This is a genomic window from Pseudomonas sp. 44 R 15 (assembly GCF_900004965.1).
Taxonomy (GTDB): domain Bacteria; phylum Pseudomonadota; class Gammaproteobacteria; order Pseudomonadales; family Pseudomonadaceae; genus Aquipseudomonas; species Aquipseudomonas orientalis_A.
Map to the genome: position 1 here is coordinate 54,912 of NZ_CVTU01000047.1, position 14,605 is coordinate 69,516.

Below are 14,605 nucleotides of genomic sequence, written 5' to 3' on the forward strand. Positions count from 1 at the left end.
AGAGTCGGGCAATTGCCGCCTTAAACTGCTAAAGTGCCGGCCGTTATTACTTAAGAGGATTGTTCCAATGGCGACTAACCGTTCCCAGCGTCTGCGCAAAAAACTGTGCGTTGATGAATTTCAAGAGCTGGGTTTCGAACTGAACCTGGACTTCAAAGAAGGCCTGAGTGAAGAAGCTATCGACGCTTTCCTCGAAGCATTCATCAAAGAAGCCATGGAAGCCAACGGTCTGGGTTATGTCGGCGGCGATGACTACGGTCTGGTTTGCCTGCAGAAGCGTGGCTCGGTCAACGAAGAGCAGCGTGCTGCCGTTGAAGCCTGGCTGAAAACCCGTTCCGAGCTGACCAAGGCTGAAGTCAGCCCGTTGCTGGACGTGTGGTATCCGGAAAAGCCGATCAACGCGGCCAAGTGATACTAAACAAAACGGCGACCTGAGGGTCGCCGTTTTTTTATGCCTTGCGCCCGTTCAGAATCAGCAGCGTCAACACTCCCGCCACAATCCCCCAGAACGCCGAACCAATGGAAAACAACGTCAGGCCTGACGCGGTGACCATGAAGGTGATCAACGCCGCTTCCCGCTCCCGGGGCTCACTCATGGCGATGCTCAGGCCATTGATGATCGAGCCGAACAACGCCAGTGCCGCAATCGACAGCACCAGTTCCTTGGGCAACGCGGCGAAGAGCGCCGCCAATGTGGCGCCGAACACCCCGGCAATCCCGTAGAACACCCCGCACCAGACGGCTGCGGTGTAGCGCTTGTTGCGGTCTTCGTGAGCGTGCGGCCCGGTGCAGATCGCCGCGCTGATGGCCGCCAGGTTGATGCCGTGGGAGCCAAAGGGCGCCAGCACCAGCGAGGCAAGGCCGGTGCTGGTTATCAGTGGCGAGGCCGGCACGGTGTAGCCGTCGGCGCGCAGCACGGCGACCCCCGGCATGTTCTGTGAGGTCATCGCCACCACGAACAGCGGGATACCGATGCTGATGGTCGCCGCCAGCGAAAAGTGCGGTGTGGTCCATACCGGTGTTGCGACTTCCAGATGAAAACCGCTGAAATCCAGCAACCCCATCAAGCCCGACAGCAGGGTGCCGCTCACCAGTGCGGCCAGCACCGCATAACGCGGCGACAGGCGCTTGATGATCAGGTAAGTGAAAAACATCCCCAGCACCAGGCCGGTGCGATGCTGCGCGGCGACGAAGATTTCACTGCCGATCTTGAACAGAATCCCCGCCAGCAACGCCGCCGCCAGCGACGCGGGGATACGCTTGACGAGTTTTTCAAAGCTGCCGGTCAGCCCGCAGAGGGTCACCAGCACTGCGCAGGTGATGTAGGCACCGATGGCCTCGCCGTAACTGACGCCGCCCAGGCTCGTGATCAACAGCGCCGCGCCGGGTGTCGACCAGGCGATGGTGATCGGCGTGCGATAGCGCAGGGACAGGCCGATGCTGCACACCGCCATGCCGATGGAAATCGCCCAGATCCACGAGGAAATCTGCGCCGTGGTCAAACCGGCGGCCTGGCCGGCCTGGAACATCAGCACCAGCGAGCTGGTGTAGCCGGTCATCATCGCGATGAAACCGGCGACGATGGCCGAAGGTGAAGTGTCGGCCAGCGGGCGCAGCGGCGCTTGGGTGGCGTCGGTCATGAAAGGGTGTTCCTTTTACCTGACTCCGCACGCGGTAGGAGCGAGCTTGCTCGCGAAAATCGCCAACGATAACGCGGGCAATCAGATTAAACGCGGCGCCCTTGGGTTCTTCGCGAGCAAGCTCGCTCCTACAGTGGGATGTCGTTCATGGGAAATCGTGGAATCAAGCCTAAACTCAAACGCAGCGACCCATTGCAATACAGCCGGCGCCGCAAACAGCCGTACAGTGTGTTGGCGCATTGGGTTGTGTACAATGTGCCGTGTTTTCAGGCGATACTTGCCAGCGACTCCCTGTTGCCGTATTACCTTAAAGTTGTCGTATTACCGTTAATTCGCCGCCGTTCTCCCTACCCGAGTGCCCATGAACGAACAGTTGCAACCTCTCAAGAAACAACCGCGCGCCGGCAAGACCGGTCGCAGCGGAACCCAGGACGATATCGTCTACGCGCATATCTTCGAGGCGATCCTCGAACAACGCCTGGCACCTGGCACCAAATTGAGTGAAGAGGCACTGGGCGAAATCTTCGGCGTGAGCCGTACCATCATTCGCCGCGCGTTGTCGCGCCTGGCCCATGAGGGTGTGGTGTTGCTGCGGCCCAATCGTGGCGCGGTCGTCGCCAGCCCGAGCGTCGATGAAGCCCGCCAGGTGTTCATGGCGCGGCGTCTGGTGGAGCGGGCGATCACCGAGTTGGCGGTGCAGCACGCCACCGCCGAACAACTGGCCGAGTTGCGCCAGATGGTCAACGACGAACGCGACAGTTTCTCCCGTGGTGACCGTGGCGCCGGTATTCGCCTCTCCGGCGAATTTCACCTGAAGCTGGCCGAAGCGGCGAAGAATGCGCCGCTGATCAGCTTCCAGCGCAGCCTGGTGTCCCAGACCTCATTGATCATCGCCCAGTACGAAAGCGGCAACCGCTCGCACTGTTCCTACGATGAGCACACCCAGCTGATCGACGCGATCGAAGCCCGGGATGCGGTACTGGCGGTGGATTTGATGATGCATCACATGGATCACATCGACAGCAAGCTCAACCTCGATGAGGAAAGTGCGTCGGATGATTTGCATGCGGTGTTCTCGCATCTGTTGCAGACCAAGAAGGCGGGGCGCTCTTCGGTAAAACTGTAGTTTCCCTGATTCACCGGGGATAAAAATGTGGGAGGGGGCTTGCCCCCGATAGCAGTGTGTCAGTCAATGCATAGGTTGGCTGATCCACCGCAATCGGAGGCAAGCCCCCTCCCACATTGGTTTTTTGGTGCCTCTGAAATTAGCGTTGATGCACCAGATTGCCGGCCGCGTAGGTCTGCAATACCGCCCGATCATCTCCCAATGTCATCAACACGAACAACGTCTCGGCAATGTTATTGGCCTGCTTCAAGCGGTAGCTGAGCAGCGGCGTGGCGTTGTAGTCCAGCACCAGGAAGTCCGCGTCCGTGCCCGGCTGCAAGGTGCCGATCCGGTCTTCCAGGCGCAACGCCCGCGCGCCGCCCAAGGTGGCCAGGTACAGCGACTTGAACGGGCTCAACCGCGCGCCCTGCAATTGCATGACCTTGTAGGCTTCATTCAGCGTTTGCAGCAGCGAGAAGCTGGTGCCGCCGCCCACGTCGGTGCCCAGGCCGACATTCAGTGTGTGCTTCTCGGCCATCGGCAGGTTGAACAGGCCACTGCCGAGGAACAGGTTCGACGTCGGGCAGAACGCCACGGCCGAGCCGGTCTGCGCCAGCCGGGCACACTCGTCGTCACACAGATGCACGCCGTGGGCAAACACCGAGCGTTCGCCCAGCAATTTGTAGTGGTCGTACACATCCAGATAGCCTTTGCGCTCCGGGAACAACTCCTTCACCCATTCGACTTCCTGCTTGTTCTCACTGATGTGGGTCTGCATGTACAGGTCCGGGTACTCGCCCAGCAGTTGCCCGGCCAGCGCCAGTTGCTCCGGCGTGCTGGTCGGCGCAAAGCGCGGCGTGACGGCATAGTGCAGGCGGCCCTTGCCGTGCCAGCGCTCGATCAGCGCCTTGCTTTCCTGGTAGCCGGATTGCGGCGTGTCGGTCAGGTAGTCCGGCGCATTGCGATCCATCATCACCTTGCCGGCGATCATGCGCAGGTCGAGTTTTTCGGCCGCTTCAAAGAACGCGTTCACCGACTGCGGATGCACACTGCCGAACACCAGCGCGGTGGTGGTGCCGTTGCGCAGCAGTTCCTTGATGAAAATGTCCGCGACTTCCTCGGCGTGGGCCTTGTCGGCGAACTGGCTTTCACAGGGGAAGGTGTAGGTGTTGAGCCAGTCCAGCAACTGCTCGCCATAGGCGCCGACCATGCCGGTCTGCGGCAGGTGGATGTGGGTGTCGATCAGGCCGGGGGTGATCAATGCATCCTGGTAGTGAGTGATATCGATGTCAGCGGGCAACGTCGGCAGCAGGTCGCTGGCGTGGCCGAGCGCACTGATCTGGCCGTTATCGATCACCAGCAGGCCGTCTTCGAAATATTCGTAGGACGCTTCAATGCCCACGATGGCAGGGTCGTCGATGCTGTGCAGGATGGCGGCGCGGTAGGCTTTGCGGGTCAAAGGCATGGTGATCTCAATTGATAGCTTGGCTGCGGCGTGACACCGGCAGCAATTTGGCAATGGGTTCGGCGCTGGCGGTGTGCTGGCCGAAATTGGCGTTATAGGTGGCGATGATTTCGCCGGCGATGGAGATGGCAATCTCCACCGGCAGTTTGCCCTTCACCTCGGTGAGGCCCATGGGGCAGCGCATGCGTTGCAGTTGCGCGGCATCGAAGCCGCGATCGCGCAGGCGGTGTTCGAATTTGACGCGTTTGGTTTTCGAGCCGATCAGGCCGAAGTAGGCAAAGTCATTGCGCTTGAGCAGGGCGGCGGTGAGTTCCAGGTCCAGCGCGTGGTTGTGGGTCATGACGATGCAGTAACTGCCCGCCGGCAAGTCGGCGATCTCGTCGACCGGCTCTTCGCTGACGATTTTACGCACGCCTTGCGGGATGTTCTCCGGGAATTCCTGCTCACGGGCATCGATCCAGCGCACCCGGCACGGCAGGCTCGCCAGCAACGGCACCAGCGCACGCCCCACGTGGCCGGCACCGAATACCGCGATGTGCGCCTGCACCTGGCCCATCGGTTCGAACAGCAGCACGGTGACGCCACCACAGCACTGGCCCAGGCTCGCGCCGAGGCTGAAGCGCTCCAGGTGGGTGTTCTGCTGGCCACGGGCGAGCATCTCGCGGGCGAGCTGCATCGCCTTGTATTCCAGGTGCCCGCCGCCGATGGTGTCGAAGGTCTGCGCGGCACTGATCACCATCTTCGAACCGGCATTGCGCGGCGTGGAGCCGAGCTCTTCGATGATGGTCACCAGTACGCAGGGCTCGCCCTGGTTCTGCAGGTCGGCGAGGGCGCTGATCCAGTTGTTCATAGTCACCTCTTGTGGTGTCTGTCAGGCCGTCATCGGGGGCAAGCCCACTCCCACACTTGAAGGTATTCACAGTTCAAAATGTGGGAGGGGGCTTGCCCCCGATGGCAGCGCCTCGGTCTAAAACGAAGCCAACTCGGTTTCGGTATCCACCGCCACAGCGGCGCTCAACTTGCGCATCTGCTCACACCCCCACAACACCCGCTCGGGCGTGGCCGGCGCGTCGATCTTCGGCTGCTGGCGATAGTCACCCAGGCTCGCCACCGCATCCTTGATCGCGCACCACGAAGCAATCCCGAGCATGAACGGCGGCTCGCCCACGGCCTTGGAATGGAACACCGTGTCTTCCGGGTTCTTGCGGTTTTCCACCAGCTTCACCCGCAGGTCCAGCGGCATGTCGGCCACCGCCGGGATCTTGTAGCTGGCCGGGCCATTGGTCATCAGCTTGCCCTTGTTGTTCCACACCAGCTCTTCCATGGTCAGCCAGCCCATGCCCTGGATGAACCCGCCTTCCACCTGGCCGATGTCGATGGCCGGGTTCAACGAGGCGCCCACGTCGTGGAGGATGTCGGTGCGCAGCATCTTGTATTCGCCGGTCAGGGTGTCGACGATCACCTCGCAGCAGGCCGCGCCGAAGGCGAAGTAATAGAAAGGCCGTCCGCGCGACTGGCTGCGGTCATAGAAAATCTTCGGGGTCTTGTAGAAGCCGGTGCTCGACAGCGAGACCTGGGCGAAATACGCCTGCTGGATCAGCGCCTCGAAGCTCAGGATCTGCTCACGCACGCGCACATGGCCGTTGCGAAATTCCACATCCGCTTCGCTGACGTCGTACTTGCGTGCGGCAAATTCCACCAGGCGCTGCTTGATGGTTTCGGCGGCGTTCTGGGCGGCCTTGCCGTTCAGGTCGGCACCGCTGGACGCCGCGGTTGGCGAGGTGTTCGGCACTTTGTCGGTGTTGGTCGCGGTGATCTGCACGCGGTCGATGTCGACTTGGAACACTTCGGCCACCACCTGGGCGACCTTGGTGTTCAGGCCCTGGCCCATTTCGGTTCCGCCATGGTTCAGGTGAATGCTGCCGTCGGTGTAGATATGAATGAGCGCGCCGGCCTGGTTGAGAAAGCTCGCGGTAAACGAGATGCCGAATTTGACCGGGGTCAGCGCCAGGCCCTTTTTCAGGATCGGGCTGTGGGCGTTGTACAGGCGAATCGCTTCGCGGCGCTCGGCGTATTGGCTGCTCGCCTCCAGCTCGGCGGTCATTTCTTCGAGCATGTTGTGCTCGACGGTCTGGTAGTAGTGGGTGACGTTGCGCTCGGTCTTGCCGTAGTAGTTGGCCTTGCGCACGGCCAGTGGGTCCAGCGCCAGATGGCGGGCGATGGCGTCCATCACTTCCTCGATGGCGACCATGCCCTGGGGGCCGCCGAAGCCACGATAAGCCGTGTTCGAAGCCGTATTGGTCTTGCAGCGATGGCCGTTGACTGTGGCATCGCCCAGGTAATACGCGTTATCGGCGTGGAACATCGCGCGGTCGACAATCGAGTTGGACAGGTCCGGCGAACAGCCGCAATTGCCGGCCAGCTCCAGGTTGATGCCGTTCAAACGGCCGTTGTCGTCAAAGCCCACGTCATATTCGATGTAGAAAGGGTGGCGCTTGCCGGTCATCAGCATGTCTTCGACCCGCGGCAGGCGCATCTTGGTCGGTTGCCCGGTGAGGCGTGCCACCACCGCGCACAGGCAGGCGGGGCTGGCGGCCTGGGTTTCCTTGCCGCCGAACCCGCCGCCCATGCGGCGCATGTCGACGACGATCTTGTTCATCGACACATCCAGCACTTCGGCCACCAGTTTCTGCACTTCGGTGGGGTTTTGCGTGGAGCAGTAGACGATCATGCCGCCGTCTTCGGTGGGCATCACCGAAGAAATCTGCGTCTCCAGGTAGAAATGCTCCTGGCCGCCGATATGCAGCGTGCCCTGGATACGGTGTTTCGCGCTCGCCAGCGCGCCGGCCGCATCACCGCGTTGATGGGTGTGGCTGTCGAGCACGAAGTGTTTGTTGCGAAACGCCTCGACCACATCCAGCACCGGCTCCAGGTCTTCGTATTCGATCACCGCCGCCATCGCGGCTTTACGCGCGGTCTCAAGATCGCGGGCGGCCACGGCCAGCACCACCTGGCCGACGAACTGCACGGTGTCGATGGCCAGCAACGGATCGCCGGGCATCAATGGGCCGATGTCCTTGAGGCCCGGTACGTCTTCGTGGGTAATCACGATGCGCACGCCGTCGAAGGCATAGCAGGGCGCGGTGTCGATGCTGAGGATTTTCGCGTGGGCGCGGTCGGACATGCGCGCATACAGGTGCAACTGGTTGGGAAATTCGAGGCGGTCGTCGATGTACTGCGCCTCGCCGCTGACATGCTTGGCGGCGCTGTCATGCTTGACGCTACGGCCGACGCCGGAGGTCAGGTCCTGGGCAAACAGCTCGGCCAGTTCGGCCTGGGTTTTTACCACGGCGTGATGGTTAGACATAAGCGGTCACCCGAGTCTCGATGTGCGGCGTTTGCAGTTCGATGAAGTATTTGCGCAGCAGGTTCTGCGCGCTGAGCAGGCGGTATTCCTTGCTGGCGCGGAAGTCCGACAGCGGGGTGAAGTCCTCGGCCAGGGCGGCGCAGGCTTTCTCCACGGTGGCGGCGTTCCAGGTGGCGCCGACCAGTACCGTTTCGCAGTGCCTGGCGCGCTTGGGGGTGGCAGCCATGCCGCCGAAGGCGACGCGCGCCTGGCTGATCACACCGTTGTCGAGCTTCAGGTTGAAGGCGGCGCACACAGCGGAGATGTCATCGTCCAAACGCTTGGACACCTTGTAGGCGCGAAACAGTGAATGGCCCTTGGGCACGATGATCTTCTCGATGAATTCGCTGTCCTGGCGGGCAGTGACGCGGTAGTCGATAAAGTAGTCTTCCAGCGCCAGGGTGCGGCGGGTCTGGCCCTTGCACAGCACAATCTGCGCACCGAGGGCGATCAGCAGCGGCGGTGAATCGCCGATGGGCGAGGCGTTGCCGATATTGCCGCCCAGGGTGCCCTGGTTGCGGATCTGCAGGGAGGCGAAGCGGTGCAGCAAGTCGCCAAAATCGGGGTATTCGTGGTGCAGTGCGGTGTAGCAGTCGGAGAGGGCGGTGGCGGCGCCGATTTCCAGGCGGTCATCGAAGGACTCGATGCGCTTCATTTCTTCGATATTACCGACGTAAATCATCACCGGCAGGGTGCGATGGAACTGGGTGACTTCCAGCGCCAGGTCGGTGCCGCCGGCCAGCAGGCGGGCTTGCGGGTAGGCGTCGTAGAGATCGGCCAGGTCGGCGACCGTCAACGGCACCAGGCAGCGTTTGTCGCCGCTGTTGAGTTCGCCGGTTTGCGTTGGTGCAATCGCCTTGAGCTGCGCGATGGTCTGGGCTTCACGGCTGTCGAACTGGTCCTGGGGCTTGTTGCAACAGGCCTGTTCGGCCGCCGCCAGAATCGGGCGGTAACCGGTGCAGCGGCACAGGTTGCCGGCCAGGGCTTCGTGGGCTTTCTGGCTGTCGGGCGCGTCGCTGTTCTTTTGCAGGGCAAACAACGACATCACGAAGCCCGGGGTGCAGAAGCCGCACTGCGAGCCGTGGCACTCGACCATCGCCTGCTGCACGCTGTGCAGTTGGCCCTGGTGCTTGAGGTCTTCGACACTGATCAGTTGCTTGCCGTGCAACGACGAGACAAAGGTCAGGCACGAATTGAGGCTGCGATAACGGATCTGCTCAACGCCTTGATCGTTGCGGTGCAACTCGCCGACCACCACGGTGCACGCACCGCAGTCGCCGCTGGCGCAGCCTTCCTTGGTTCCGGATTTGCCCACATGCTCACGCAAATAGTTGAGCACGGTCAGGTTGGGGTCCAGGGCGTGCTCGCTACGGAGTTCCTGGTTAAGTAAAAACTGGATCACGGAAGGCCTCGCAGACTCATTATTGTTGTTAACCGCTTTGCGCCGAATCTAGTCATGTCTGACTTTTCGGTCAATGGTTTTCTGACCTAAGGGTCAAGAAAATCCGGTCACAACACATTCAATTATGGTCCAGTCTTCTGGAACCGTTGTTTTCAGGGGCTTATGGCGGTTCAGGCTTGCGTGTTTCATGCCAAATTCGCCACCGTGGGCGTAGCGCCATCAGCGGGCCAATGCGCTACACTGCCGCGCTTGTACCGATAGAAGATTTTGAAGGGAAAACATGACGTTCAAGGCGCCGGACAGTCTCGCCGAGCAAATCGCTCACCACCTCGCCGAACGTATCATTCGCGGCGATCTCAAGCCTGGGGAGCGGATCCAGGAACAGAAGGTCACGCTGGCGCTGAATGTCAGCCGTGGTTCCGTGCGCGAAGCCTTGCTGATCCTCGAACGCCGGCACCTGATCGCGATCCTGCCGCGCCGTGGCGCTCACGTCACCGAACTCAGCGCACACAAGGTGCAGAGCCTGTGCACGTTGATGGGCGAGATGTACATCCTGCTTGGCAATGCAGTGGCCGAAGGCTGGCAGACCCAGGCCGACATGGCGCCATTCCTGCAAATCCAGCAGCGCCTGATGGCCAGCTACGAGCGCCAGGACATCCGCGCCTTTGTCGAAGAAAGCTTCAATGTGATGCGCGCCGCGTACCCCTTCGCCAACAATCCGTACCTGCAGGAGACCGTCGAGAACCTGCAGCCGGCGATGAACCGCGCCTATTACCTGGCCCTTGACCAGCGCAAGGCGGAAATGAGCGAGTACCTCGCGCTGTTCGAACAACTGCTCGCTGCCGTGCTGGCCCGCGACCTGACGCAGATCCGCCTGGTGCTGTCGGCTTACTGCCAGCGCAGCAGCTCGCTGGTCATCGCAGCGTTGGCGGACGCCTAAACGTGCGGCTCAAGTGCATCAAACTGGCGGGGTTCAAATCCTTCGTCGACCCGACCACGGTGAACTTCCCCAGTAACATGGCGGCGGTGGTCGGGCCCAATGGCTGCGGCAAGTCGAATATCATCGACGCCGTGCGCTGGGTGATGGGCGAGAGTTCGGCGAAAAACCTGCGCGGCGAGTCGATGACCGACGTCATCTTCAACGGCTCCACCAGCCGCAAACCGGTGAGCCAGGCCAGCATCGAGCTGGTGTTCGACAACTCCGACGGCACCCTGGTCGGCGAGTACGCGGCCTACGCGGAAATCTCCATTCGCCGTAAAGTCACGCGCGACAGCCAGAACAGTTATTTCCTCAACGGCACCAAATGCCGTCGACGCGACATCACCGATATCTTCCTCGGCACAGGCCTGGGCCCGCGCAGCTATTCGATCATCGAGCAGGGCATGATCTCCAAGCTGATCGAAGCCAAGCCCGAAGACCTGCGCAACTTTATCGAGGAAGCGGCCGGCATCTCCAAATACAAGGAGCGCCGCCGCGAGACCGAAAACCGCATCCGCCGCACCCATGAAAACCTCGCCCGCCTGACCGACCTGCGCGAAGAGCTGGAGCGCCAGTTGGAGCGCCTGCACCGCCAGGCCCAGGCGGCCGAGAAGTATCAGGAGTACAAGGCCGAAGAGCGCCAGCTCAAGGCACAACTGTCGGCCCTGCGCTGGCAGGCGCTGAACGACCAGGTCGGCCAGCGTGAAGCGATCATCGGCACCCAGGAAGTCAGCTTTGAAGCGCTGGTGGCCGAGCAGCGCAACGCCGACGCCAGCATCGAACGCCTGCGGGACGGGCACCATGAACTGTCCGAACGCTTCAATCTGGTGCAGGGCCGCTTCTATTCGGTGGGCGGTGATATTGCCCGGGTCGAACAGAGCATCCAGCACGTCCAGCAGCGCCTGCGCCAGTTGCAGGACGATCTGAAGGAAGCCGAACGCGCACGCCTGGAGACTGAATCGCACCTGGGCCACGACCGTACCTTGCTGCTGACCCTGGGCGAAGAGCTGGACATGCTCACCCCCGAGCAGGAAATCACCAGCGCCGCCGCCGAAGAGGCCGCCGCCGCCCTGGAAGAAGCCGAAACCGGCATGCACGGCTGGCAGGAGCAGTGGGACACGTTCAACCTCAAATCCGCCGAACCGCGCCGCCAGGCCGAGGTGCAGCAGTCGCGTATCCAGCAACTGGAAACCAGCATGGAGCGCCTGGCTGAACGCCAGCGCCGCCTGCAGGAAGAGCGCGTGTTGCTCGCCGCCGACCCGGAAGACGCGGCGATCATGCAGTTGAGCGAGCAACTGGCCGAAAGCGAAATGACCCTCGAAGAGCTCGAGGCCAGCGAAACGCAGCAAGTGGAACGCCTCGAGCAATTGCGCCAGCAATTGCACACCGCGACCCAGGCGCAGCAACAGGCCCAGGGCGATCTGCAGCGCCTCAACGGGCGGCTGGCCTCATTGGAAGCCTTGCAGCAAGCCGCGCTGGACCCCGGCACCGGCACCGCCGAATGGCTGCGCGACCAGCACCTGGCCGAGCGCCCGCGCCTGGCCGAGGGCTTGAAGGTCGAGGCCGGTTGGGAGCTGGCGGTGGAAACCGTGCTGGGCGCCGATCTGCAAGCGGTGCTGGTGGATGATTTCGGCGGCTTCGACCTGGCCGGTTTCACCCAGGGCGACCTGCGCCTGCTCAGTCCCGCAGCCGATGGCACGCGCGTGCCGGGCAGCCTGCTGGACAAGGTCGAGGCGGCGATTGACCTGTCGCCGTGGTTGGGCCAGGTCAAGCCGGTCGAATCACTGGAGCAGGCCCTGGCCCAACGCGGCCAGTTAGCGGCCGGCGAAAGCCTGATCAGTCGCGACGGCTATTGGGTCGGCCGCCACTTCTTGCGCGTACGCCGTGCCAGTGAGGCCGAAAGCGGCGTATTGGCCCGAGGCCAGGAAATCGTCAACCTGAGCGCCGAGCGTGAAGAGCGCGAGGCGACCCTGGAAAGCCTGGAAACCGAACTGCAAACCCTGCGCGCCACCCAGCGCCAGCAAGAGACCGGTCGCGAGCATCTGCGCCGCCTGTTGCAGGACGAAGCGCGCCAGCAAGGCGAATTGAAAGCGCAACTGTCGGCGAGCAAAGCCAAGGTCGAACAACTGACCCTGCGCCGCACCCGCCTTGACGAAGAAGTCGCCGAAATGGGCGAGCAGCGTGCCCTGGAGCACGAACAGATCGGCGAAGCGCGCCTGCTGTTGCAGGAAGCCCTCGACAGCATGGCCCTGGACACCGAGCAGCGCGAACTGCTGCTGGCCCAGCGCGACAGCCTGCGCGAACGCCTCGACCGCGTGCGCCAGGAAGCCCGCCAGCACAAGGACCACGCGCACCAACTGGCGGTGCGCCTCGGCTCGCTGCGCGCCCAGCACACGTCCACGGCCCAGGCCCTTGAGCGCCTGGAGATGCAATCGGAACGCCTCACCGAAAAGCGCGAGCAACTGAGCCTCAATCTGGAGGAGGGCGAAGCGCCGCTGGAAGAACTGCGCCTCAAGCTTGAAGAGTTGCTCGACAAGCGCATGAGCGTCGACGAAGAACTCAAGACCGCGCAGATCGCCCTGGAGGACGCCGACCGCGAACTGCGCGAGGCTGAAAAGCGCCGCACCACGGCCGAACAGCAATCCCAGCTGATTCGCGGTCAGCTCGAACAACAGCGCATGGAGTGGCAAGCCCTGACCGTGCGTCGCAAGACTTTGCAGGACCAGTTGCTCGAAGACGGCTACGACCTGCACGGCGTACTCAACACGCTGACCGCCCAGGCCAACGAAAAAGACGCCGAAGAAGAACTTGAGCGCATTGCCGCGCGTATCCAGCGACTGGGCGCGATCAACCTCGCGGCCATTGATGAGTACCAGCAGCAGTCCGAGCGCAAACGTTATCTGGATGCCCAGAACGCCGACCTGGTCGAAGCGCTGGACACCCTGGAAAACGTGATCCGCAAGATCGACAAGGAAACCCGCAACCGCTTCAAGGATACCTTTGATCAGATTAATGGCGGTTTACAGGCGTTATTCCCAAAAGTTTTCGGTGGTGGCAGTGCCTACTTGGAACTGACGGGCGAAGATCTACTCGATACAGGGGTAACGATCATGGCGCGGCCACCGGGCAAGAAGAACAGCACCATCCATTTGTTGTCCGGCGGCGAAAAGGCCCTGACGGCCCTGGCCCTGGTATTTGCCATCTTCAAGCTGAACCCGGCGCCGTTCTGCATGCTCGACGAGGTCGATGCACCGCTGGATGACGCTAACGTTGGACGCTACGCTCGGCTGGTCAAGGAGATGTCCCAGACGGTGCAGTTCATCTATATCACCCACAACAAGATTGCCATGGAAATGGCCGATCAGTTGATGGGCGTGACGATGCATGAGCCGGGCTGTTCGCGTTTGGTCGCCGTCGATGTGGAAGAAGCGATGGCGATGGTGGAATCCTGAGGTCTGTCAGGAAGGAATTTTACAGCACGCTGTAGGATGGTTTACCGGTCTGGGAAAAGTGGCAAATGGACATATTTGCTCAAGGCATTTTGACAGACGGTGTAAAGTTATCTTTGGTCGTGCTAGTTTAATGTCAATTTTTCGTATGCGTGGGCAAAACGTCAGTCAGAACATAGAGTTGGCGCCACGTTTTAAAGCGGTTTGCACGGTGCTAAACCCCTTATTTTTCAGCATTTTTTATTAGAGGCACGGGATTACATGGAAATCGGTCTGCGCGAGTGGCTGATCGTCATCGGCATCATTGTCATTGCCGGTATTCTTTTTGATGGCTGGCGCCGCATGCGCGGTGGCAAGGGCAAGCTTAAATTTCGCCTGGACCGAAACCTGTCCAACTTACCTGACGACGACGGCAGCGCTGAGCTGCTGGGGCCGCCCCGTGTGCTGGATACCCACAAGGAACCGCAGCTGGACGAGCACGACTTGCCGTCGATGAGCGCGCCGGTGCGTGAGGCCCGCGAGCCGTCGTCCAAGCGTGGCAAGCGCGGCAGTGCCGGCGTGGCCGAGCCGCATCAGGGCGACCTGAACCTGGACGTCGACGAAGGCCCGAGCTTCAGCAGCCGCGACGATGATTTCCCGGATGAAAACGGCGGCAAGGCCCCATCGCGCCAATCGGTCAACGATCAGCCGGCCGCCGAAGAAGTGCTGGTAATCAGTGTGATCTGCCGCGATGCCGGTGGCTTCAAAGGCCCGGCCCTGTTGCAGAACATCCTTGAGAGCGGCCTGCGCTTTGGCGAGATGGATATTTTCCATCGTCACGAAAGCATGGCCGGCAACGGCGAAGTGCTGTTTTCCATGGCCAACGCGGTCAAGCCCGGCACCTTCGATCTGGACGACATCGACCTGTTCAGCACCCCGGCGGTCAGTTTCTTCCTCGGCCTGCCAGGCCCGCGTCACCCCAAGCAAGCGTTCGACGTGATGGTGGCCGCGGCCCGCAAGCTGTCCCAGGAGCTCAACGGCGAGCTCAAGGACGACCAACGCAGCGTCCTCACCGCCCAGACCATCGAGCATTACCGTCAGCGCATCGTCGAGTTCGAGCGTCGCGCCCTGACACAAAAACGCTGAGGATTACGCCTCGGCGTTGTCGGATAGAATAAGC

10 protein-coding genes are annotated in these 14,605 nt (G+C 61.7%); 5 read left to right on the forward strand and 5 right to left on the reverse strand.

What is annotated here, in order from left to right:
• Nucleotides 1-67: 67 nt before the first annotated feature.
• Nucleotides 68-412, forward strand: coding sequence for a YggL family protein (locus BFP93_RS05415; RefSeq protein ID WP_057721210.1), 345 nt, complete (start codon nt 68-70; stop codon nt 410-412).
• Nucleotides 413-449: 37 nt separating this feature from the next.
• Here BFP93_RS05415 and BFP93_RS05420 read toward each other — a convergent pair whose 3' ends face one another.
• A complete protein-coding gene (locus BFP93_RS05420; RefSeq protein WP_065892352.1) occupies nt 450-1,640 on the reverse strand; it encodes a benzoate/H(+) symporter BenE family transporter in 1,191 nt (396 codons plus the stop codon).
• A 361-nt stretch (nt 1,641-2,001) separates the two neighbouring features.
• Here BFP93_RS05420 and BFP93_RS05425 point away from each other — a divergent pair, with 361 nt between their 5' ends.
• The gene (locus tag BFP93_RS05425; protein ID WP_065887865.1) at nt 2,002-2,766 is read left to right on the forward strand and encodes a GntR family transcriptional regulator; all 765 of its coding nucleotides are present in this window, start codon (nt 2,002-2,004) and stop codon (nt 2,764-2,766) included.
• Between the two features lie 139 nt (nt 2,767-2,905).
• Here BFP93_RS05425 and guaD read toward each other — a convergent pair whose 3' ends face one another.
• The 4 genes from guaD to xdhA all read right to left on the reverse strand — a co-directional run bounded on the left by guaD (nt 2,906) and on the right by xdhA (nt 9,018).
• Nucleotides 2,906-4,210 carry a guanine deaminase gene (gene guaD / locus BFP93_RS05430; RefSeq protein ID WP_065887866.1) on the reverse strand — a complete coding sequence of 435 codons (1,305 nt, stop codon included), beginning with the start codon at nt 4,208-4,210 and terminating at the stop codon, nt 2,906-2,908.
• Nucleotides 4,211-4,217: 7 nt separating this feature from the next.
• Nucleotides 4,218-5,060 carry a xanthine dehydrogenase accessory protein XdhC gene (xdhC, locus tag BFP93_RS05435; RefSeq protein ID WP_065892353.1) on the reverse strand — a complete coding sequence of 281 codons (843 nt, stop codon included), beginning with the start codon at nt 5,058-5,060 and terminating at the stop codon, nt 4,218-4,220.
• Between the two features lie 117 nt (nt 5,061-5,177).
• A complete protein-coding gene (xdhB, locus tag BFP93_RS05440; RefSeq protein ID WP_065892354.1) occupies nt 5,178-7,577 on the reverse strand; it encodes a xanthine dehydrogenase molybdopterin binding subunit in 2,400 nt (799 codons plus the stop codon).
• A complete protein-coding gene (gene xdhA, locus BFP93_RS05445) occupies nt 7,570-9,018 on the reverse strand; it encodes a xanthine dehydrogenase small subunit (protein ID WP_065892355.1) in 1,449 nt (482 codons plus the stop codon). Before xdhA ends, xdhB begins: the two co-directional genes overlap by 8 nt.
• Nucleotides 9,019-9,298: 280 nt before the next feature.
• On the opposite strand from xdhA, the gene BFP93_RS05450 reads away from it, so the two are divergent.
• From BFP93_RS05450 to zipA, 3 genes are all read left to right on the forward strand, one after another.
• Nucleotides 9,299-9,958, forward strand: coding sequence for a GntR family transcriptional regulator (locus tag BFP93_RS05450; RefSeq protein ID WP_065892356.1), 660 nt, complete (start codon nt 9,299-9,301; stop codon nt 9,956-9,958).
• 2 nt (nt 9,959-9,960) lie between these two features.
• Nucleotides 9,961-13,449 (forward strand): chromosome segregation protein SMC, encoded by a 3,489-nt coding sequence (gene smc / locus BFP93_RS05455; protein ID WP_065892357.1) that lies wholly within the window; start codon nt 9,961-9,963, stop codon nt 13,447-13,449.
• Between the two features lie 258 nt (nt 13,450-13,707).
• The gene (zipA, locus tag BFP93_RS05460) at nt 13,708-14,571 is read left to right on the forward strand and encodes a cell division protein ZipA (protein ID WP_065892358.1); all 864 of its coding nucleotides are present in this window, start codon (nt 13,708-13,710) and stop codon (nt 14,569-14,571) included.
• Nucleotides 14,572-14,605: the final 34 nt, after the last annotated feature.